The sequence below is a fragment of the Xanthobacter luteus genome (genome assembly GCF_040049235.1).
Taxonomy (GTDB): Bacteria; Pseudomonadota; Alphaproteobacteria; order Rhizobiales; family Xanthobacteraceae; genus Xanthobacter.
In genome coordinates this window covers 96,851-114,723 of record NZ_JBDZDO010000001.1, presented here as the reverse complement: position 1 = coordinate 114,723, position 17,873 = coordinate 96,851, and the positions used below count along the sequence as shown (strand labels likewise).

Here is a 17,873-nt window from a genome sequence, read left to right as displayed (position 1 = left end):
TCGGGGCTCTCATTCACCATGTTCCGCATTGCGCCGCATTTTCGCCGACTTTGACCCGCCCTTTGGCCTGACTGACGGGGCTTGCGCCTCGCATCGGACGCAGGTGACGCATGGTCATGCCAAGGGCCGGGCGACACGGACGAGGGACGCGAATGGAGCCGACGTCAGACTGCCGCGCGCCGGGCCGGGCCCCTGGGGGCCACGGCCGGCGGACGAGGCTGCCTGCGGGCGCCGCCCTGGTCGTCGGCGCTCTGGCGCTGGCCGGCTGCAGCGTCGCCGACAAGCTTTCCGCAATCGATCCCGAATATGGCGTATCGGCGAGCCCCAAGGTGGTGGCCGACGGCGATCCGGTGCCCAAGGGCGGCGGCCACTTCAAGGTGGGCAAGCCCTACACCATTGCCGGCAAGACCTACACGCCGGTGGACAATCCCAACTATGTCGCCGAGGGCACCGCCTCCTGGTACGGGCGCGACTTCCATGGCCGCAAGACCGCCAATGGCGAGATCTTCGACATGGAATCGATCTCCGCCGCCCACAAGACCCTGCCGCTGCCGTCCTACGTGCGGGTCACGAACCTCGCCAACAATCGCTCCATCATCGTGCGCGTGAATAATCGCGGCCCGTTCGTGGGCGACCGCCTGATCGATCTGTCCTACCGCACCGCCGAGCTGCTCGGCTTCTCCGGCAACGGCCTCGCCAAGGTGCGGGTGGAATATGTCGGCCGCGCGCCGCTCGCGGGCTCGGACGACACGCGGCTGGCCTCGACCCTGCGCGACGACGGCAGGCCGGCCGATCTCAACAGCGCCTCGGGAGTCATGGTCGCCTCCGCCCGGTCGTTCGTGCCGGAGGTCAAGGAAGTGATGCCGCGCGGCCAGAGCGCGCCGCTGCCCCTGAGCCGGCCCTACGACCTGGGCGAGGCGTCCGGCACGCCGCAAGGCCCCGCCACCGCCACCGCGAGCGCGCGCCCGGCCGCCTCCGGCACCACGACGGTGGCGACCGCCGGCTGGTCGCAGGGCGCGGCGCCCGTGTCCGGGCTCGGCTATGCCGGCGTGCCCGCGGATGGCCGCTGACGCGCCCCACATTGCCGGCGTCCGCCCGCGCGGCGCCGGCCTCGTCAGCCGGCTGGCAGCCGCGCTCGGCCTGTGCGCCGCGCTCGCGGCCGGCGTCGGGCCTGCCGCGGCCGCCGACGGCGCCTTCCAGTCCAATGCGCCAGCGGCGATCCTGGTCGACTACGAGACCGGCTCGGTCCTCTACGAGAAGGAGGCGGACCGGCCGGTCGCGCCCGCGAGCCTCGCCAAGGTGATGACCGCCGCGGTGGTGTTCGAGAGCCTGCGTGCGGGCAAGATCAAGCTCGACACGGACTTCTTCGTGAGCCCGGATGCCTGGCGCCGGGGCGGCGGCCCGTCGGGCGGGGCGGCGATGTTCGCCGAGGTGAACAAGCCGGTGCCGGTGAACGATCTGCTCACCGGCGCGCTCGCCATTTCCGGCAACGACGCGGCGCTCACTCTGGCCGAGGGCGTCGGCGGCTCGGAGAGCGTGTTCGTGCGGCTGATGAACGAGGCCGCGCAGAAGCTCGGCATGAGGAACTCGGTGTTCCGCAACGCCACCGGCTTCGCCGACGCGGCCCAGGTGGCCACCGCGCGCGACCTGGCGACGCTGGCGCGCCACGTGATCCGCACCTATCCCGATTATTATCCGATCTTCGCCCGCCCCGGCATCGACTGGAACAAGATCCGCCAGCGCAACCGCAATCCGTTCCTGGAGGCGGGCATCGGCGCCGATGGGCTCCAGGTGGGGTGGCTCAAGGAGGTGGGCTATAACGGCCTCGTTTCCGCCGTCGGCGGCGCCCACCGGCAGCGCCTGATCGTCGTGGTCTTGGGCGCCAAGACCGAGAAGGAGCGCCTCGACGAGGCCAAGCGCCTGCTCGACTGGGGCTTCCAGTCGTTCCAGCAGCGCGCGCTGTTCTCGGCCGGCGCCGAGGTGGCGCGCGCCAAGGTGTTCGGCGGCGCCGCGAGTTCGGTCGGTCTCGCCGCGCGCGGGCCGGTGTTCGTGCTCGCGTCCCGCGTCTCGACCGAGCGGGTGGTCGCCCGCGTGACCTATAAGGGGCCGCTGGTGGCGCCGGTGGTGAAGGACACGCAGGTCGCCACCCTCACCATCTCGCGCGGCCCGGCGAAGGTGCTCGAGGTGCCGCTCTACACCACCTCCGACGTGCCGGTGGGCTCGCTCGCCAGCCGCGCGCTCGACGGGGCGCTCACGCTCGCGGGCGACGGCCTGCGCGACGTCGTGGGCAAGGTGCTCGCGAAGCTCAACTGATGCGCCGCGGTCGCTTCATCACCTTCGAAGGCGGGGAGGGGACCGGCAAGTCCACCCAGGCCCGGCGGCTGGCGACGCACCTGCGCGCGCGCGGCCACGAGGTGGTGGAGACGCGCGAGCCCGGCGGCTCGCCGGGGGCGGAGGCGGTGCGCCATGTGCTGCTCTCCGGCGCCGCCGAGCCGCTCGGCCCGAGCGCCGAGGCGATGCTGTTCGCCGCCGCCCGCGCCGACCATGTGGACACGCTGATCCGGCCCGCGCTGGCCGCCGGCCGCATCGTGGTGTGCGACCGGTTCCTGGATTCCACCCGGGTCTATCAGGGCGCGCTCGGCGCCGTCCCGGCGGCGCTGCTCGATGCGCTGGAGCAGGTGGCGGCCGGCGCCGCGCGCCCCGACCTCACCTTCGTGCTCGACGTGCCGTCCGAGATCGGCCTTGCCCGCGCCGCCGGCCGGGGCGCCGCCGCCGACCGCTTCGAGGCGCAGGGGGCGGACTATCACGGCAAGGTGCGGGCCGCCTTCCTGGCGCGCGCCGCGGCCGATCCCGCCCGCTGCGTGGTGGTGGACGCCTCGGGCCCGGCGGACGCGGTCGAGGCCGAGATCGCGCGCCTCGCCGACGCGCGCCTGTCCGCCCCGGCGGGGGCGTCATGAGCGAGGCCGCGGGTGACGTGCTCGCCGACGCGCCGGCGCCGCGCGCCCAGGAGCACCTGTTCGGCCATGCCGCCCTGGAAGCGGACCTGCTCGGCGACTGGCGCGCCGGGCGCCTGCCCCACGCTCTGCTGATCGGCGGGCCGGAGGGGATCGGCAAGGCGACGCTCGCCTACCGGCTCGCCCGCACCGTGCTCGCAGGCCCCGCCGAGGCCCATGCCGGGCACGATCTGTCGCTGCCGCCGAGCCATCCGGTGTTCCGCCAGGTGGCCTCGCTCACCCATCCCGATTTGCTGGTGCTGCGCCGCGTCGCCGAGGCCGGGGAGGAGAAGGTGCCGACCCTGATCCCCGCCGAGATGGTGCGCCGGGTGCGCCCGTTCTTCGGCTCGACGGCGGCAGCCGGGGGCTGGCGGGTCTGCATCGTCGACGCCGTGGACGACCTCAACGCCTTCGGCGCCAATGCGCTGCTGAAGACCCTGGAGGAGCCGCCGGCGCAGGCGCTGTTCCTGCTGATCTCCCACGCCCCGGGGCGGGTGCTGGCCACCATCCGCTCGCGCACCCGGCTGGTGCGCATGCGCCCGATCGGCACCGAGGACGTGCTCGCCGCCCTCGACCACCTGAAAGGCGAGATCGGCGACCTCGACGAGGCGCTCCTGCCGGCGGCGGCGCAGGCTTCGGGGGGCAGCGTGCGCCGGGCCATCGTGCTGGCGCGCGGGGAGGGCATGGAGGTGCGCGCCGCCACCCAGCGCGCCCTCGATCAGCTGCCGGACGTGCGCCCCGAGGAGCTCCATGCGCTCGGCGCGCGCCTGCAGGGCGACCGCGCGGACGGGCTCGATCTGTTCGTGGAGACGGTGAGCGATTTCGTGGCGCAGCGCGCCACCGAGGGCGCCGCGAGCGGCGCGTTCGGCGCGCCTCGCCTTTACCGCCTGGGCGAGGTGTGGGAGAAGGTGCGGCGCAGCGCGGCCGAGGCGGACGTGTTCAACCTCGACCGCAAGGCGCTGGTCTTCAGGGTCTTCGCCGAACTCGCCGACGCCGTGCGCGCCTGACAGTCCCGCGGGCCGCCAGCGGCCGGCGCAGCCGTCGGCCCCGCGCGAGCATCGCCCAAAGCACCGTCGAAACGAGCACCGCCCCAGCGCACCGCCAATGAGCCCCTCAATGTCCGAGAAGCCGCCGTTCTACATCACCACCGCCATCTCCTATCCCAATGGCGTGCCGCACATGGGCCACGCCTACGAGGCGATCGCCACCGACTGCATCGCCCGCTTCAAGCGGCTCGACGGCTATGACGTGCGCTTCCTCACCGGCACCGACGAGCACGGCATCAAGATGCTCCAGACCGCCCAGAAGGCGGGCCTCACCCCGCGCGAGCTGGTGGCGCGGAACACGCCGCGCTTCGAGGCCATGGTGGAGGCGTTCGAGCTCTCCAACGACGACTTCATCCACACCACAGAGGCGCGGCACCATCGCTCCAGCCAGGCGATCTGGGACCGCATGGCGGCGAACGGGGACATCTACAAGTCCACCTATGCCGGCTGGTACTCGGTGCGCGACGAGGCCTATTACGCCGCGGACGAGACCGCCCTGAACGATCAGGGGGTGCGCCTCGGCCCCCAGGGCACGCCGGTGGAATGGGTGGAGGAGGAGAGCTACTTCTTCCGCCTCTCGGCCTATCAGGACCGGCTTCTGGCCCATTACCGGGACAATCCCGGCTTCATCATGCCGGAGGCGCGCCGCAACGAGGTGGTGAGCTTCGTCTCCGGCGGGCTGCAGGACCTCTCGATCTCGCGCACCACCTTCGACTGGGGCATCCCGGTGCCGGGCGACGACAAGCACATCATGTATGTGTGGGTGGACGCGCTCACCAACTATATCACCGCGCTCGGCTATCCGGACACGGACGGCGCGCTGTTCCGCCGCTTCTGGCCCGCGGACGTGCACGTGATCGGCAAGGACATCATCCGCTTCCACGCGGTCTACTGGCCCGCCTTCCTGTGGTCGGCGGGCCTGGAGGCGCCGAAGCGCGTGTTCGGCCACGGCTTCCTGTTCAACCGCGGCGAGAAGATGTCGAAGTCGGTGGGCAACGTGGTCGACCCGTTCGACCTCGCCGGCACCTACGGCGTGGACGCCATCCGCTATTTCTTCCTGCGCGAGGTGTCGTTCGGCCAGGACGGCTCCTACAGCCACGAGGCGATCGTGAGCCGCATGAACGCGGACCTCGCCAACGACCTCGGCAACCTCGCCCAGCGCTCGCTCTCCATGGTGGCGAAGAACCTCGAGGGCGCGGTGCCGCAGCCCGGCCCGCTCTCGGCCGAGGATGAGGCCATGCTCCAGCTCGCCGACGGCATGCTGGACAAGGCCCGCGAGGCCATGGAGACGCAGGCGATCCACCTCTATCTGAACGCGGTGTGGGCCGTGGTGGCGGACGCGAACCGCTATTTCGCCGCCCAGGCCCCGTGGGCGCTGCGCAAGAGCGATCCCGCGCGCATGGCCACGGTGCTGTGGGTCACCGCCGAGGTGGTGCGCCAGGTGGGAATCCTGGTGCAGCCGGTGATGCCGAAGAGCGCCGCGGCGCTGCTCGACCTCGTGGCGGCGCCGGACGGGGAGCGCAGCTTCGCCGCCCTCGGGGCGGCCGGCCGCCTGCCGGCGGGCCGCGTTTTGCCCCAGCCGGTGGGAGTGTTTCCGCGCTATGTGGAGCCCGAGGCGGGCGCCTGAGGCGGCGTCCGGACGACAGGTTCGGCCGCGCGGGTGCAACAGGCGGAAAAATGCCTTAACCTTCCTCCAATTAGACTGTCCGGGTTTGACCGAGGCGGCGAGGGCACGGGTATGTGGAGCGTGAGGACCGCGGGCGGAATCGTCGCGGCGCTGCTGGTGGCAGGCTGCGCCAGCGATCGCTCGCCCGCGCCGGGAGCGACCTATGACCTGGCGCCGATGCCGGCGCTGGAGCCCGCCCCGGTGCCGGAGGGGCCCGCCGTGCCGCGCATCGAGGTGCGGCTGTCGGGAGCGGACGCGACCCTGGTGCGCGGACGCCTTGCCACCGCCCGCCGGGCGCGCGACTACGCCATCACCGTGGACCAGCCGGCCCATCTCGTCGCCGAGAAGCGTTTGCCGCCGGACGAGGCGCTCAAGCGCACCAACGGCGCCTCCTCGGACGCCGCCTTCCGGCTCGACTACGTCTTCAACACCTCGGGCGGCACGGTGACGGTCTCGCTGGAGGCCTCCATCGTCACCAATCCGGGACGGCCGGGGGAGAAGGTGCAGCCCATCACCATGCCGTCCTCCGACGCCGACGCACTCAAGACCGAGATCTCCGAGTCGGCCTGAATAGCACCCGGTTCTGCCCGGCTGCGGGTCATGCCGCCTTCGGCGTGTTTTTTTTTGCGCTGGGCCCCGGCTCTCCTTCCCCCTGCGCTGCGCTGCGTTCCAGTCGGCCGGGGCGCGAGGACGGCGATCCCCCTGAACCCCCGGCACTGCCCTTGAATCCGCCGCCGGCGCCGCTATATCAGGCCGCGGTCGGCAGTTCACCGAGGCGTCGCTGTCCCGCAAGGGATGCTAAACCTGCCTTTCCCCTCGACTGACACTCCTTGGGTGCCATGTCGCAAGCCAGCGGCCACGACAGACCTTCGGCACCACATCGAGGACTTGTCATGTCGCGATCCGTCATTCCCTTCGTGGCCGAGGACGTCTCGGCGCTCGCCCGCACCCTCGGGCGCGAGATCGGCGCCGCCGGCGAGAAGCCGAGCCACGTCGAGCTCCTGAACATCCTGGCCCGCGCCGTGGGCTTCAAGAACTTCCAGCACTTCCGCGCCCAGCAGGCGGCGCGCGCCCATCTTCATGCCGCCGAGCAGCCGGCGCCCGTGCCCGCGCCCGTGGACCTCACGCGCGTCGCCCGCACCGCCCGCCATTTCGACCCGGCGGGCCGGCTCGCGCGCTGGCCCTCCAAGGCCAGCCAGCGCGATCTCGTTCTGTGGGCGCTCTGGTCGCGCCTGCCGCGCGGGGCGACGCTCACCGAGAAGGAGGTGAACGGCCTCCTCGCCATCGAGCACGGCTTCGGCGATCCGCTGCTGCTGCGGCGCTTCCTGGTGGATGCCGGGCTTCTGTGGCGCACCCGGGACGGGCGCGCCTATCGCCGGGTGGAGCAGGCGCCGTCCGCCGAGGGGCTGGCGCTGATCCGCCATCTCGGCCGGCGTTCGGCGCACTGAGCGCGCCGTGCCCGGACGCATCCCGCGCGCCGCCGAACGGGCGATGGTGGCGACCGCGCTCGGCGCGGTGGAGGTCGCGCAGGCGGGCCACGGCCGTCCCGTGCTCGCCCTGCATGGCGGCATGGGCGGCTTCGACCAGGGCCTGATCCTGGCCGAGGCCGTCCTCGCCGATCCGTCAACGTTCCGCGTGGTGGCGCCCTCGCGCCCCGGCTATCTCGGCACGCCGCTCGCCGCCCGGGGGACTGCCGAGGCGCAGGCGGACCTCTATGCGGCGGTGCTGCAGCGGTTCGGGCTCGGGCCGGCGGTGGTGATGGCGGTGTCGGCCGGCGGGCCGAGCGCGCTCGCCTTCGCCCGCCGCCATCCCGCGCGCTGCGCCGGCCTGGTGCTGGTGTCCGCCTGCACCGGCCGGCTCGACGTGCCGGCGCGGGTCAAGGCGCGCCTGCCCCTGATGAGGGCGGCGGCCCGCGTTCCGGGCCTGCTGCCGCTGATGGGCTGGCTCACCGCCCGCCAGCCGGAAAAGGCCGCGCGCGCCTCGATCCTCGATGCCGAGGCTTGCCGGCGCACGCTCGCCGATCCTGAGGCCGGGCCGCTGATGCGCGCGCTCCAGGAGAGCATCTTCCGCCGCGCCGCCGCCCGCCTTCCGGGCACGGCGAACGACGTCGCCGTGTTCGCGCGCCTGCCGCGCGATCCGTCGGGACCGGTGGGGGTGCCGGTGCTGGCGATCCACGGCACCGGCGACCGGGTGGTGCCATTCGCCCATGCGCAGCGGCTGAAGGCCGTCGACCCATCGGTGGAGCTGATGGCCATCGCCGGCGGCGAGCACGTCTGCCTGTTCACCCACATGGATGGCGTGCGGGCGCGGGTCGCTGCCTTCCTCGGCGGGCTCGCCGCGTCCTGAGGCCGCCGCTACCGCGCGCGGGGCGTGCCGGCGAGGCGCTCCACCACGATCACGGTCGCTAGCACGCCGATGGACTTGAACACCGCGCCGGGAATGAAGGGCAGGGTGCCCTTCTCGATGGCGAAGGCGAGGCCCTTCTGCCAGGCGAGCCAGCCGGCGCCGAGCGCCATGATGACCGCATGGCCCAAAAGGATGGCGCCGAACAACGGCAGGATGCGCAGACGCGCATAATTCTCCTGGAGCCAGCCCACCAGCACCGCGGCGACGATGAAGCCGACGACATAGCCGCCGGACGGCCCGGCGAGCACCTCGAACCCGGTGCGCCCGCCGGCGAACAGGTGCAGACCGCTGAGGCCGAGGCCCACATAGGCGACCAGCGCCAGGAAAGCGAGGCGGGCGCCCGAAAGCGCGCCCACGGTCAGCACCGCATAGCTCTGGAGCGTGATCGGCACCGGCTCCATGGGAATGGTGAGCTGCGCGCTCCAGGCGATCAGCGCCACCGCGATCACCACCACCGCCGCGGTCCAGGCCGGCGTGTTCTCGGCGAGGCGGGCGAAGGCGGGGCGGAACGCGGAGGCGGGGGAGGGGGAGGCGACGCCGGTCATGGGTCAGGTCCTGGAAAGATCGATCCGGGCCGGAAAGCCCGCCGAGGCATCCGCCCCGGCGGGCAAAGCCGGAGCGCTTTCCGGTATGCGCCCCTGCCCGCCGGGGTCAAGCCCACCCTTCGCCGGATCGCCCCGCGCCGCGGACGCGTGGAGCGGCAGCGGAAGGTGAACCGGGCGCCGAGGGCGCGCGTTGCCGCCGGGCGGGGATGCGCCTATGTGAAGCCCGATCCCCGCGGCACGGCCGCCCCAACCGGTTCTCCAAGGCGCCCATGCTCGTCGACAGCCATTGCCATCTCGACTATCCGGACTTTTCCGCCGAGCTGCCGCAGGTGGTGGCGCGCGCCCAGGCGGCCGGGGTCTCGCACCTCGTCACCATCTCGACGCGCGTGAAACGGTTCGACGAGATCCGCGCCATCGCCGAGCGGTTCGACCCCGTCTTCTGCTCGGTGGGCACCCATCCGCACCAGGCGGCGGAGGAGCCGGACGTGACGACCGCCGATCTCGTGCGCCTCGCCGCCCATCCCAAGGTGGTGGCGATCGGCGAGGCCGGCCTCGACTATCATTACGACACCAGCCCCCGCGCGGCGCAGGAGCAGGGCCTGCGCACCCACATCGCGGCCGCGCGCGAGACCGCTCTGCCGCTCGTCATCCACGCCCGCGAGGCGGACGCGGACATGGCGGCGCTCCTGGAGGAGGAGAGCGCCAAAGGCGCCTTTCCCTTCCTGCTGCACTGCTTCACCGGCGGCGCGGACCTCGCCCGGCGCGCGGTGGCGCTCGGCGGCTATGTCTCGTTCTCCGGCGTCATCACCTTCAAGAAGAGCGAGGAGCTGCGCGCCATCGCCGCCAGCCTGCCGGAGGACCGGCTGCTGGTGGAGACCGACGCCCCCTTCCTCGCCCCCACCCCCCATCGCGGCAAGCGCAACGAGCCCGCCTTCGTGCGCCAGACCGCGATTGCGCTCGCCGCGGCGCGCGGGGTGAGCCTGGAGGCCATCGCCGCCGCCACCACACGCAACTTCTTCACCCTGTTCTCCAAGGCCAGGGCCTGAGCGCCGGCAGACGCAGGAGAGGGCCATGGACCACGACCGCTACGACGACGCTTATATCCGCTCCATCCTCGAGGGCGTTTCCACCATCGCCATCGTCGGCGCGAGCGCCAATGCGGCGCGGCCGTCCTATTTCGTCATGAAGTATCTGGCCGAGCGGGGCTACCGCGTGTTCCCGGTCAATCCCGGGCAGGCCGGCAAGCAGGTGGCGGGACTCACCTTCTCCGGCACCCTCAAGGATATTCCCGAGCCGATCGACATGGTGGACGTGTTCCGCGCGCCCGAGCACGTGCCGGCGGTGCTGGACGAGGTGCTCGCCCTGTCGCCGCTGCCCAAGGTGATCTGGATGCAGCTCGGCGTGCGCAATGACGAAGCCGCCGCCCGCGCCGAGGCGGCCGGCCTTAAGGTGGTGATGAACCGCTGCCCCAAGATCGAATATGGCCGGCTCTCCGGCGAGATCGGCTGGACCGGGGTGAATTCGCGCACCCTTTCCGCGCGCCGGCCCAAGCTCCTGGGTGGCGGGGTGCAGCGATTGTCCATCGCCCAGCGGGGACCGTCCAAACCGAAATAGCAGTGCTTTTTTGCTATTTCATTCAAACCACGTAGAGTTTAAGAAAACAGGCGACGCCGACGGCCGTCAACAAGGGGAGAACACCCATGACCGAGCGCGAACCCGGATTTGCGACCCTCGCCATCCATGCGGGGGCCCAGCCCGACCCGACCACCGGCGCGCGGGCGACGCCGATCTACCAGACCACGGCCTTCGTGTTCGACGACGTGGACCACGCGGCCTCGCTGTTCGGCCTGCAGAGCTTCGGCAACATCTACTCGCGCATCACCAACCCCACCAATGCGGTGCTGGAGGAGCGCGTGGCCGCGCTCGAAGGCGGCACGGCGGCGCTCGCGGTCGCCTCGGGCCATGCGGCGCAGCACCTTGTCTTCCACACGCTGCTCACCCCGGGCGACGAGTTTATCGCCTCGCGCAAGCTCTATGGCGGGTCGATCAACCAATTCACCCACGCCTTCAAGAGCTTCGGCTGGAACGTCGCGTGGGCGGACCCGGACGACGTCGCCTCGTTCGAGCGCGCGCTCACGCCGAAGACCAAGGCCATCTTCGTCGAGAGCATCGCCAATCCCGGCGGCGTGGTGACCGATGTCGCCGCCATCTCGGCGATCGCCAAGAAGGCCGGCGTGCCCCTGATCGTCGACAACACGCTGGCGACGCCCTATCTGTGGCAACCCATCAAGGACGGCGCCGACATCGTCGTGCATTCAGCCACCAAGTTCCTGGGCGGCCACGGCAATTCCATCGGCGGCGTGATCGTGGACGCCGGCACCTTCGACTGGATGGCCACCGACCGCTATCCCTTCCTGTCGAAGCCGCGGCCGGAATATTCCGGCATGGTGCTGGCCGAGACCTTCGGCAATTTCGCCTTCGCCATCGCCTGCCGCGTGCTGGGCCTGCGCGACCTCGGGCCGGCGCTGTCGCCCTTCAATGCGTTCTTGATCCTCACCGGCATCGAGACGCTGGCGCTGCGCATGGCGCGGCACTCCGAGAACGCGCTCAAGGTGGCGCAGCATCTGGCCGCCCATCCCAAGATCGCCTGGGTGAGCTATCCCGGCCTTGAGTCCGACCGCTACCACGCGCTGGCCGGCAAATATCTGCCCAAGGGCGCGGGCGCGGTGTTCACCTTCGGGCTCAAGGGCGGCTACGAGGCGGGCGTGGGGCTGGTGTCCAACGTCGAATTGTTCTCGCACCTCGCCAATATCGGCGACACCCGCTCGCTCATCATCCATCCGGCCTCCACCACCCACCGCCAGCTCTCCGACGAGGCCAAGGCGGGGGCGGGCGCGGGGCCGGACGTGGTGCGCCTGTCCATCGGCATCGAGGACGTGGCCGACATCATCGCCGACCTCGACCAGGCGCTCGCCAAGGTCTGAGGCCTCAGGCCCCCTGCGGCCCGTAGACCTCGCGCGCGAGGTCGAGCCAGGCCCTGGCGGCGTGGGAGAGATAGCCGCCCTGCCGCCAGACCAGTGCCATGTGCCATTGCGTGCCCGGCTCGTCGAGCCGGGTGAGCGCCACCTGCGCCGTCGCCCGCTGGGCGGCGATGGTGGCGGGCAGGAAGGCGATGCCGAGGCCCGCCCCCACCAGTTCGACGATGAAGTCGATCTGCCCGCTGCGTGCCGCCACCTGGGGCGAGAAGCCCTGGCGGGCGCAGGCCTCCTCCAGCACCTTGTTGAGGGCGAAGCCGCTCTCGAACAGGATGAAGGGCGAGCCCTTCAGCGCAGCGATGCCGGTGTGCTCTGCGCCCGCGAGCGGGTGGGCCTTCGGCAGCACCGCCATCAGCGGCTCCAGGCGCACGGGCTGGGCGGCGAACCCCTCTTTGGCCGGCAGCAGCGAGCCGACGAGCTCCACCGCGCCGTCGAGCAGCATTTCCTCCAGCCGCGCCGAACCGTGTTCGGTGAGGCGGATCTCCACGCCCGGATAGCGCGCCCGGTACACCGCGAACAGCGGCGCGAACAATGTGCTGGCGCCGAGCGGCGGCAGGCCGAGCCGGAGGCTGCCGCGCCTGAGGCCGCGCAATTCGTCGAGCTCGGCGATCAGCGCCTCCCGCTCCGCCAGCAGCGCCAGCGCGCGGCGATAGGCGATCTCGCCGGCGGCGGTGAGCTGGCTGCGATGGCCGATGCGGTCGAGCAGCGGCACGCTTAGCTCGTCCTCCAGCTGCTTCACCGCCTTGGAGACCGTGGGCTGGGTGGCGTTCAGCGTCTTGGCGGCGGCGGAGAAGCCGCCTTGCCGCACCACCTCGACGAACGCCCGGAGGGTGCGCAGTTCCATTACTATTCCGATACGGAATGAAATGAATTCAGTCAATTCATTTTCATCATGTTGCGGTGCGCGGTAAGAATGGGGCGAGGCACGGGAGGTGCCCGCCATGCGTTCTGCGATCCGCCCTCACACGCTTGCCGGTCTGGCCGCCACTTCGGGTTCTCCGGCCGTGCGTCGGCACCGAGGCGCCGAAATGCTGCACTTCATGCTGCGCAACATGCGGCATATGCTGCATCGCAGCATTCTGCTCCAGATCGGGCTTCTGGCGGCATTCTGGGTGCTGGGCGAAGGGGTGGTGCGCATTTCAGGGCTGCCGCTGCCCGGGGGGATCGTCGGCATGGTCCTCGTGCTCGGACTGCTCGCCACCAAGCGCGTGCGTCCCATCGCCGTGCGGCGCGGCGCCGGCTGGCTGCTGGCGGAGATGCTGCTGTTCTTCGTGCCCGCCGTGATGGCGATCCTCGATCATCGCGAACTGATGGGCCTCCTCGGTCTGAAGGTGGCGGCGGTGATCCTCGCCGGCACGCTCGCGGTCATGGGCGGCACCGCGCTCGCGGTCGATCTCGCCTGGCGCTGGCGCATGCGGGGCGGGCGGAATGCTGCATGATCCGCTGCTTGCCGCGGTGTTCTGGTCGGCGGTGACCATCGGCGCCTATGCCATCGCGCGGCGCGTCCACCGGCGCTGGAGGGCGTGGTGGACCTCGCCTTTGCTCACCACGCCGCTGCTGGTCGGCGCGGCGGCGCTCAGCCTCCATACGGGCTATGCCGACTATATCCGCGGCACCCATTGGCTGGTGATGATGATGGGACCCGCCACCGTCGCCTTCGCCATCCCGATCTACGAGCAGCGGGCGCTGATCCGCCGCCATTGGCCGGTGCTGGCGGCGGGGGTCATGGTGGGCTCGGCGCTTTCCATGTCCACCGCCTTCCTGCTGGCGGACCTCATGGGCCTGTCGCAGCAGCTCCAGCTCAGCCTGATGCCGCGCTCCACCTCGACGCCGTTCGCGGTCGCCATCGCCCAGGATCTCGGTGGGGCGCCGGACCTTGCGGCGGTGTTCGTCATCGCCACTGGCATCTGCGGCGCGGCGTTGGGAGAGCTGGTGATGAAGGCGATGCCGCTGCGCTCCGCGCTGGCGCGCGGCGCCCTGCTCGGCATGGGCGCCCACGGTGCGGGGGTCGCGAAGGCGCATCAGATCGGCGGCGAGGAGGGCTCCGTCGCCGGCCTCGTCATGGTGCTCGCGGGCCTGTTCAACGTGCTCGTGGCCCCGGCGGTGGCGGTGTTCCTGCGCTGAGTTGCCGCCCCGCTCAGCCCGACGCGAGGGCCGGCTGAGGCGCCCGTTCCCCGGCGGCGGCGAGGCCGTGCACATTGAAGGTGGCGAGGATCAGCACCACCGCGGCGCCGAACTGGTGGGCGAGGGCGAGATCGATCGGCACCTGGTGGACCAGGGTGAGGACGCCGAGGGCGGCCTGCGCCGTCACGGCGGCGAACAGCAGCCAGCCCCGGCCGGCGGCCGGCGCGGGCAGGCTCCGGCCGGCGAGGGCTGCGGCGAGGGCGAGCGCCCAGATCGCATAGGCGATCATGCGGTGGTTGAACTGCACCGTGAGCGCGTTCTCGAACAGGTTGCGCCAGAACGGATGCGTCGCCGCCAGCTGCTCCAGCGGCGGCACGAGATGGCCGTCCATCAGCGGCCAGGTGTTGTAGGCCATGCCGGCATCGAGCCCGGCCACCAGGCCGCCGGCGAAGATCTGCAACAGCACCAGGCTCAGCACCGTCCAGGCGAGCGCGCGCTGGAGCGCGCCCGCCGCCGCCCGCGGCGCCCCGGAGATGGACCGGGCGACGGCGACGATGGCCGCCAGGATGACGCAGGCCAGCGTCAGGTGCACCGCCAGCCGGTATTGGCTCACCGAGGTGCGTTCCGTCAGGCCCGAGGCCACCATCCACCAGCCGATGGCGCCCTGCAGCCCGCCCAGCAGGAACAGGCCGAAGGTCTGCGCCAGCAGCCGGCCGCGCAGCACGCCGCGAAATGCGAACCACAGGAACGGCAGCAGGAAGGCGACGCCGATCAGCCGGCCGAGCAGGCGGTGGCCCCATTCCCACCAATAGATGCGCTTGAAGTCCTCAAGCCCCATGCCCTGGTTGAGGATCTCGTATTGCGGGATGGTCTTGTACTTGTCGAACTCGGCTTGCCAGTCGGCCTGGGACAAAGGCGGCAGGGCGCCGGTGACGGGCTTCCATTCGGTGATGGAGAGGCCGGATTCGGTGAGCCGGGTCGCCCCGCCCACCACGATCATGGCGACGATCAGCGCCGCCACCGCGTAAAGCCAGATGCGGACCGGCGCCTGCGCGCGCGGCGCGCTGTTGCCCGAACTCGACACCGCCTGCGACATTCTCGGCTTCTCCGGCCCTGCTCCTTAAGCCCTCCCGCAGGTTCCGTTATAGAGGGCAGGCGCGCCGCGCAAGGGATGCGGTGTCGCCCCCCTCGGGCCGTTTCCAGGCCTTCCCAAGGGGCGGCGAGCGCGTCGAGGAATGAGAGGTCTTGATGCCCCAGCGTCTGCGCAAGTTGATCGGCACCGTGGTGATGCTGGCCCTGGTGGTGTTCTGGGCGCTCGGCGCCATGGCGCTCGCCCAGGGGCGCGTCACGGAGCTGCACTGGGCGCTCCAGACGGTGTGCTACGTCCTTCTGGGCACGCTCTGGGTGATCCCCGCCGGGGCGCTCATCTGGTGGATGGAGCAGCCCGACCGGCGCGCCTGAGGCCGCGCTCGCCGGCGCCCGTCAGGCCGCGCCGGCGAGCGGGAGCCGGGAGGGGCGGGCGCGCGCGCGATCGCTTTCGCCGAAGGCTTCGTCGCGCGGCAGGGGCGTCGGACAGGGCAGGGGGATGTCCTGCGCGTCGAGACTCGGCGGCGCCAGCGTGTGCGGATCGCTCGAGACCGAGGGCGGATCGAAGGCGCGGGTCGAAAGGCACAGCATGGCGACGCGCCGGAAGCTGCGCGCGACGATCGCGTCGTAGCGCTCCACGGCGGCGGTCGCGGGCAGCGCCTCCCCATGGATGCACACCAAGAGCGGATCGAGCTGGGACAGACGCTCCGCCCCCCGGCTGCCGGCGAGGCTCGGCGCCGCCACCACCACGTGATCGTAGGTCTGGCGCAGGGCGCCGAGCACCAGAACGAGGCGTTCCGCGCCGACCATTCCGGGCCCGCCGCGCGCATCGCGGCCGGGCGGGATGACGTGGGCGCGCGAATGGGTATCGCGGTGGATGGTCTCGCCGAAGCCGGCGACGCCGAACAGAAGCTCGCTCACCCCCGGAGCGCGCGGGTCGGAGACCAGCGCGCCGAGTTCCTCGGCGCTGCCGTCGAGGGCGAGGAGGGCGACGCGCGTGTCCTCCGCCAGCCGGCGCGCCAGATCCACGGCGCAGCGCGCCGAAGCCTCCGGCCAGTCGTCCGAGGTGACGATCACCACCTGTCCCGTGGGAGAATCCGGCTCCAGCAGCGCCGCCAGCCGCTCCACGGCGGCGCCCGCGTCGAGCCCGCGATCCTCGCCGGCATCGAGCCACTGCACCCGCACGCCGCCTTCCAGCTCGCGCGGCAGGTCGTCGGCCTCCACCTGGCCCAAAGGCGCGGCGCGGCGCCCCATGCGGCGCGACAAAATGAGGGCCGCCGCGCCGCCGAGCAGGAGCGCGAGCGGCACCGGGCGGGGCGGATCGGGAAGCATCGGCAGGCCGGCGGCCGGCCCGCGCCGCATCACCGGCAGCGCGAAGCCCTGCGCCTCGGCTTCCGCCTGGGCGCGCGCCGAAGCCTGCATGTCGAGCAAGGCGGCCACATAAGCGTTGGCGACGCGGGACGCCAGCACCGCGCTCGGGGCGGAGACCGAGATTTCCAGCGCGCGGGCGCCGTGCAGCGGCGTGACCTCGATATTTTCCATCAGGCGCCAGGCGGCGCGGGCGGCGGCGGAGCGGAAGTCGCTGGCCGCGCCGGTGAGCGTGCCGCCGGCGGCTAGCCGCGCGAGGTCCACCGGGTCGAGCTTCTGGAGGGCATCATGCGCCATCTCGCGGGAGGCGATCAGCTGCGCCATGCCGCGGGTGATCGCGGCGGGCGGCTCGGCGCCGACGTCGAACTCCAGGGTGCTGGAGGCGGTGAAGCGCAGCGGAAAGAGCGCGAGCACGGCCGCAACCGCGAGCCCCGCCCAGGCGACCGCGCGGGCGGAAGGGCGTACCCGCCGCGCCTCGCTGAACGCATATGCGATCGACTGCGCCATCGGCCGACTGCCTCGATTCGCGGCTTTGATGCCGCGACCATGCAGCAGACCCGAACATGGTTGAGAGTTGGTAAACGGCGCCGGCTGGGGGACCAGGCCGGGGACGCTCCCCGCATTGCGACTTGGCGGGTTCGCACTCAGGGCCTATTCATGCCCGGCCCGACGCAGAGGCACTTCCCACCGCACGATCGACGAGACCCCATCCATGCGCATCCTGGTGACCAACGACGACGGCATCCACGCGTCCGGCCTCGATGCCTGCGCCCAGATCGCTTCCGCGCTCTCGGACGACGTGTGGGTGGTGGCGCCGGAATTCGACCAGTCGGGCGTCGCCCATTCGCTCTCGCTCTCCGACCCGCTGCGCCTGCGGCAGGTGGACGAGCGGCGCTATGCGGTCAAGGGCACGCCCACGGACTGCGTGATCATGGCGGTGCGCCATTTGATGTACGACACCCCGCCGGACCTCGTGCTCTCGGGCGTGAACCGGGGCCAGAACATCGCCGAGGACGTGAGCTATTCCGGCACCGTGGCGGGCGCCATCGAGGGCACCATCCTCGGCATCCCGTCCATCGCCCTGTCCCAAGCGTTCGGCATGAAGAGCCGGGAGAATCCGAGCTTCGCCACGGCGGTGACGCACGCGCCCGATTTGATCCGGCGGCTGCTCAAGGAGGGCATCCCGCCCGGCATCGTCATGAACGTGAACTTCCCCGACCGCACGCCCGACGAGATCACCGGCATCGCCGTCACCTTCCAGGGCAAGCGCGACCAGAAGCTGATGCGCATCGAGGCACGCCACGACGGGCGCAACACCCCCTATTACTGGATCGCCTTCGAGCGGCGCATCTTCGACACCGCGCCCGGCTCGGACCTGCGGGCGCTCGACGAAGGCCGGATCTCGGTGACGCCGCTGCGGCTCGACATGACCGACGAGCCGCAGATGACGCGCCTTGCTCTGCTGTTCGCGGAGAAATAGGCGCAGCGGGCAGGGGCGCCGCCGCTGCGTCCCCCCAAACCCGCACGGCTGGCCAAAGGCCCGCGCTTGATCCTATAAGCACCGCGTCGGACGCGCCTTGGGGCGCGGCCGCGATCCGTGATTC

19 protein-coding genes are annotated in these 17,873 nt (G+C 71.6%); 15 read left to right on the top strand and 4 right to left on the bottom strand.

What is annotated here, in order from left to right; genetic code table 11:
* Window positions 1–152: 152 nt before the first annotated feature.
* The 8 genes from ABLE88_RS00635 to ABLE88_RS00600 all read left to right on the top strand — a co-directional run bounded on the left by ABLE88_RS00635 (window position 153) and on the right by ABLE88_RS00600 (window position 8,051).
* The gene (locus ABLE88_RS00635; protein ID WP_348829411.1) at window positions 153–1,070 is read left to right on the top strand and encodes a septal ring lytic transglycosylase RlpA family protein; all 918 of its coding nucleotides are present in this window, start codon (window positions 153–155) and stop codon (window positions 1,068–1,070) included.
* The gene (locus tag ABLE88_RS00630; RefSeq protein ID WP_348829410.1) at window positions 1,060–2,313 is read left to right on the top strand and encodes a D-alanyl-D-alanine carboxypeptidase family protein; all 1,254 of its coding nucleotides are present in this window, start codon (window positions 1,060–1,062) and stop codon (window positions 2,311–2,313) included. The genes ABLE88_RS00635 and ABLE88_RS00630 overlap by 11 nt, the downstream gene beginning before the upstream one ends.
* Complete coding sequence (gene tmk / locus ABLE88_RS00625; protein WP_348829409.1) at window positions 2,313–2,957, top strand: dTMP kinase; 645 nt, start codon at window positions 2,313–2,315, stop codon at window positions 2,955–2,957. Before ABLE88_RS00630 ends, tmk begins: the two co-directional genes overlap by 1 nt.
* Window positions 2,954–4,000 carry a DNA polymerase III subunit delta' gene (locus ABLE88_RS00620; RefSeq protein ID WP_348829408.1) on the top strand — a complete coding sequence of 349 codons (1,047 nt, stop codon included), beginning with the start codon at window positions 2,954–2,956 and terminating at the stop codon, window positions 3,998–4,000. The genes tmk and ABLE88_RS00620 overlap by 4 nt, the downstream gene beginning before the upstream one ends.
* A gap of 109 nt (window positions 4,001–4,109) precedes the next feature.
* Complete coding sequence (metG, locus tag ABLE88_RS00615) at window positions 4,110–5,666, top strand: methionine--tRNA ligase (protein ID WP_348829407.1); 1,557 nt, start codon at window positions 4,110–4,112, stop codon at window positions 5,664–5,666.
* 111 nt (window positions 5,667–5,777) lie between these two features.
* The gene (locus tag ABLE88_RS00610) at window positions 5,778–6,275 is read left to right on the top strand and encodes a hypothetical protein (RefSeq protein WP_348829406.1); all 498 of its coding nucleotides are present in this window, start codon (window positions 5,778–5,780) and stop codon (window positions 6,273–6,275) included.
* Window positions 6,276–6,598: 323 nt separating this feature from the next.
* Window positions 6,599–7,153: a DUF2087 domain-containing protein gene (locus ABLE88_RS00605; protein ID WP_348829404.1), complete on the top strand. Its 555-nt coding sequence runs from the start codon at window positions 6,599–6,601 to the stop codon at window positions 7,151–7,153.
* Between the two features lie 7 nt (window positions 7,154–7,160).
* A complete protein-coding gene (locus ABLE88_RS00600; protein WP_348829403.1) occupies window positions 7,161–8,051 on the top strand; it encodes an alpha/beta fold hydrolase in 891 nt (296 codons plus the stop codon).
* 8 nt (window positions 8,052–8,059) lie between these two features.
* Here ABLE88_RS00600 and ABLE88_RS00595 read toward each other — a convergent pair whose 3' ends face one another.
* Window positions 8,060–8,656, bottom strand: coding sequence for a biotin transporter BioY (locus ABLE88_RS00595; RefSeq protein ID WP_348829401.1), 597 nt, complete (start codon window positions 8,654–8,656; stop codon window positions 8,060–8,062).
* Between the two features lie 269 nt (window positions 8,657–8,925).
* Between ABLE88_RS00595 and ABLE88_RS00590 the strand changes: the two genes are divergently transcribed.
* From ABLE88_RS00590 to ABLE88_RS00580, 3 genes are all read left to right on the top strand, one after another.
* Window positions 8,926–9,702: a TatD family hydrolase gene (locus ABLE88_RS00590; RefSeq protein WP_348829400.1), complete on the top strand. Its 777-nt coding sequence runs from the start codon at window positions 8,926–8,928 to the stop codon at window positions 9,700–9,702.
* Between the two features lie 25 nt (window positions 9,703–9,727).
* Complete coding sequence (locus ABLE88_RS00585) at window positions 9,728–10,270, top strand: CoA-binding protein (RefSeq protein WP_348829399.1); 543 nt, start codon at window positions 9,728–9,730, stop codon at window positions 10,268–10,270.
* 86 nt (window positions 10,271–10,356) lie between these two features.
* Window positions 10,357–11,640, top strand: coding sequence for an O-acetylhomoserine aminocarboxypropyltransferase (locus tag ABLE88_RS00580; RefSeq protein WP_348829398.1), 1,284 nt, complete (start codon window positions 10,357–10,359; stop codon window positions 11,638–11,640).
* Window positions 11,641–11,644: 4 nt separating this feature from the next.
* Here ABLE88_RS00580 and ABLE88_RS00575 read toward each other — a convergent pair whose 3' ends face one another.
* The gene (locus tag ABLE88_RS00575; protein ID WP_348829397.1) at window positions 11,645–12,535 is read right to left on the bottom strand and encodes a LysR family transcriptional regulator; all 891 of its coding nucleotides are present in this window, start codon (window positions 12,533–12,535) and stop codon (window positions 11,645–11,647) included.
* 184 nt (window positions 12,536–12,719) lie between these two features.
* Between ABLE88_RS00575 and ABLE88_RS00570 the strand changes: the two genes are divergently transcribed.
* Window positions 12,720–13,130: a CidA/LrgA family protein gene (locus ABLE88_RS00570; RefSeq protein ID WP_348831051.1), complete on the top strand. Its 411-nt coding sequence runs from the start codon at window positions 12,720–12,722 to the stop codon at window positions 13,128–13,130.
* On the top strand, window positions 13,120–13,815 hold the full coding sequence (locus tag ABLE88_RS00565) for an LrgB family protein (protein WP_348829396.1): 696 nt from the start codon (window positions 13,120–13,122) through the stop codon (window positions 13,813–13,815). The genes ABLE88_RS00570 and ABLE88_RS00565 overlap by 11 nt, the downstream gene beginning before the upstream one ends.
* Before the next feature lie 13 nt (window positions 13,816–13,828).
* Here the strand turns inward: ABLE88_RS00565 and ABLE88_RS00560 are convergent, their stop codons facing one another.
* On the bottom strand, window positions 13,829–14,911 hold the full coding sequence (locus ABLE88_RS00560) for a COX15/CtaA family protein (RefSeq protein ID WP_348829394.1): 1,083 nt from the start codon (window positions 14,909–14,911) through the stop codon (window positions 13,829–13,831).
* Between the two features lie 152 nt (window positions 14,912–15,063).
* Here ABLE88_RS00560 and ABLE88_RS00555 point away from each other — a divergent pair, with 152 nt between their 5' ends.
* Complete coding sequence (locus tag ABLE88_RS00555) at window positions 15,064–15,276, top strand: DUF2842 domain-containing protein (RefSeq protein ID WP_348829393.1); 213 nt, start codon at window positions 15,064–15,066, stop codon at window positions 15,274–15,276.
* Window positions 15,277–15,297: 21 nt separating this feature from the next.
* On the opposite strand, the gene ABLE88_RS00550 is transcribed toward ABLE88_RS00555, so the two are convergent.
* On the bottom strand, window positions 15,298–16,776 hold the full coding sequence (locus ABLE88_RS00550; protein WP_348829392.1) for a hypothetical protein: 1,479 nt from the start codon (window positions 16,774–16,776) through the stop codon (window positions 15,298–15,300).
* 205 nt (window positions 16,777–16,981) lie between these two features.
* Here ABLE88_RS00550 and surE point away from each other — a divergent pair, with 205 nt between their 5' ends.
* Complete coding sequence (gene surE / locus ABLE88_RS00545) at window positions 16,982–17,749, top strand: 5'/3'-nucleotidase SurE (protein ID WP_348829391.1); 768 nt, start codon at window positions 16,982–16,984, stop codon at window positions 17,747–17,749.
* Window positions 17,750–17,873 lie beyond the last annotated feature (124 nt).

Bases quoted from the DNA above. Each gene is read 5' to 3' on its own strand.
- ABLE88_RS00635 (WP_348829411.1), top strand. From the start codon at position 153: ATGGAGCCGACGTCAGACTGCCGCGCGCCGGGCCGGGCCCCTGGGGGC.
- ABLE88_RS00630 (WP_348829410.1), top strand. From the start codon at position 1,060: ATGGCCGCTGACGCGCCCCACATTGCCGGCGTCCGCCCGCGCGGCGCC.
- tmk (WP_348829409.1), top strand. From the start codon at position 2,313: ATGCGCCGCGGTCGCTTCATCACCTTCGAAGGCGGGGAGGGGACCGGC.
- ABLE88_RS00620 (WP_348829408.1), top strand. From the start codon at position 2,954: ATGAGCGAGGCCGCGGGTGACGTGCTCGCCGACGCGCCGGCGCCGCGC.
- metG (WP_348829407.1), top strand. From the start codon at position 4,110: ATGTCCGAGAAGCCGCCGTTCTACATCACCACCGCCATCTCCTATCCC.
- ABLE88_RS00610 (WP_348829406.1), top strand. From the start codon at position 5,778: ATGTGGAGCGTGAGGACCGCGGGCGGAATCGTCGCGGCGCTGCTGGTG.
- ABLE88_RS00605 (WP_348829404.1), top strand. From the start codon at position 6,599: ATGTCGCGATCCGTCATTCCCTTCGTGGCCGAGGACGTCTCGGCGCTC.
- ABLE88_RS00595 (WP_348829401.1), bottom strand. From the start codon at position 8,656: ATGACCGGCGTCGCCTCCCCCTCCCCCGCCTCCGCGTTCCGCCCCGCC.
- ABLE88_RS00590 (WP_348829400.1), top strand. From the start codon at position 8,926: ATGCTCGTCGACAGCCATTGCCATCTCGACTATCCGGACTTTTCCGCC.
- ABLE88_RS00585 (WP_348829399.1), top strand. From the start codon at position 9,728: ATGGACCACGACCGCTACGACGACGCTTATATCCGCTCCATCCTCGAG.
- ABLE88_RS00580 (WP_348829398.1), top strand. From the start codon at position 10,357: ATGACCGAGCGCGAACCCGGATTTGCGACCCTCGCCATCCATGCGGGG.
- ABLE88_RS00575 (WP_348829397.1), bottom strand. From the start codon at position 12,535: ATGGAACTGCGCACCCTCCGGGCGTTCGTCGAGGTGGTGCGGCAAGGC.
- ABLE88_RS00570 (WP_348831051.1), top strand. From the start codon at position 12,720: ATGCTGCACTTCATGCTGCGCAACATGCGGCATATGCTGCATCGCAGC.
- ABLE88_RS00565 (WP_348829396.1), top strand. From the start codon at position 13,120: ATGCTGCATGATCCGCTGCTTGCCGCGGTGTTCTGGTCGGCGGTGACC.
- ABLE88_RS00560 (WP_348829394.1), bottom strand. From the start codon at position 14,911: ATGTCGCAGGCGGTGTCGAGTTCGGGCAACAGCGCGCCGCGCGCGCAG.
- ABLE88_RS00555 (WP_348829393.1), top strand. From the start codon at position 15,064: ATGCCCCAGCGTCTGCGCAAGTTGATCGGCACCGTGGTGATGCTGGCC.
- ABLE88_RS00550 (WP_348829392.1), bottom strand. From the start codon at position 16,776: ATGGCGCAGTCGATCGCATATGCGTTCAGCGAGGCGCGGCGGGTACGC.
- surE (WP_348829391.1), top strand. From the start codon at position 16,982: ATGCGCATCCTGGTGACCAACGACGACGGCATCCACGCGTCCGGCCTC.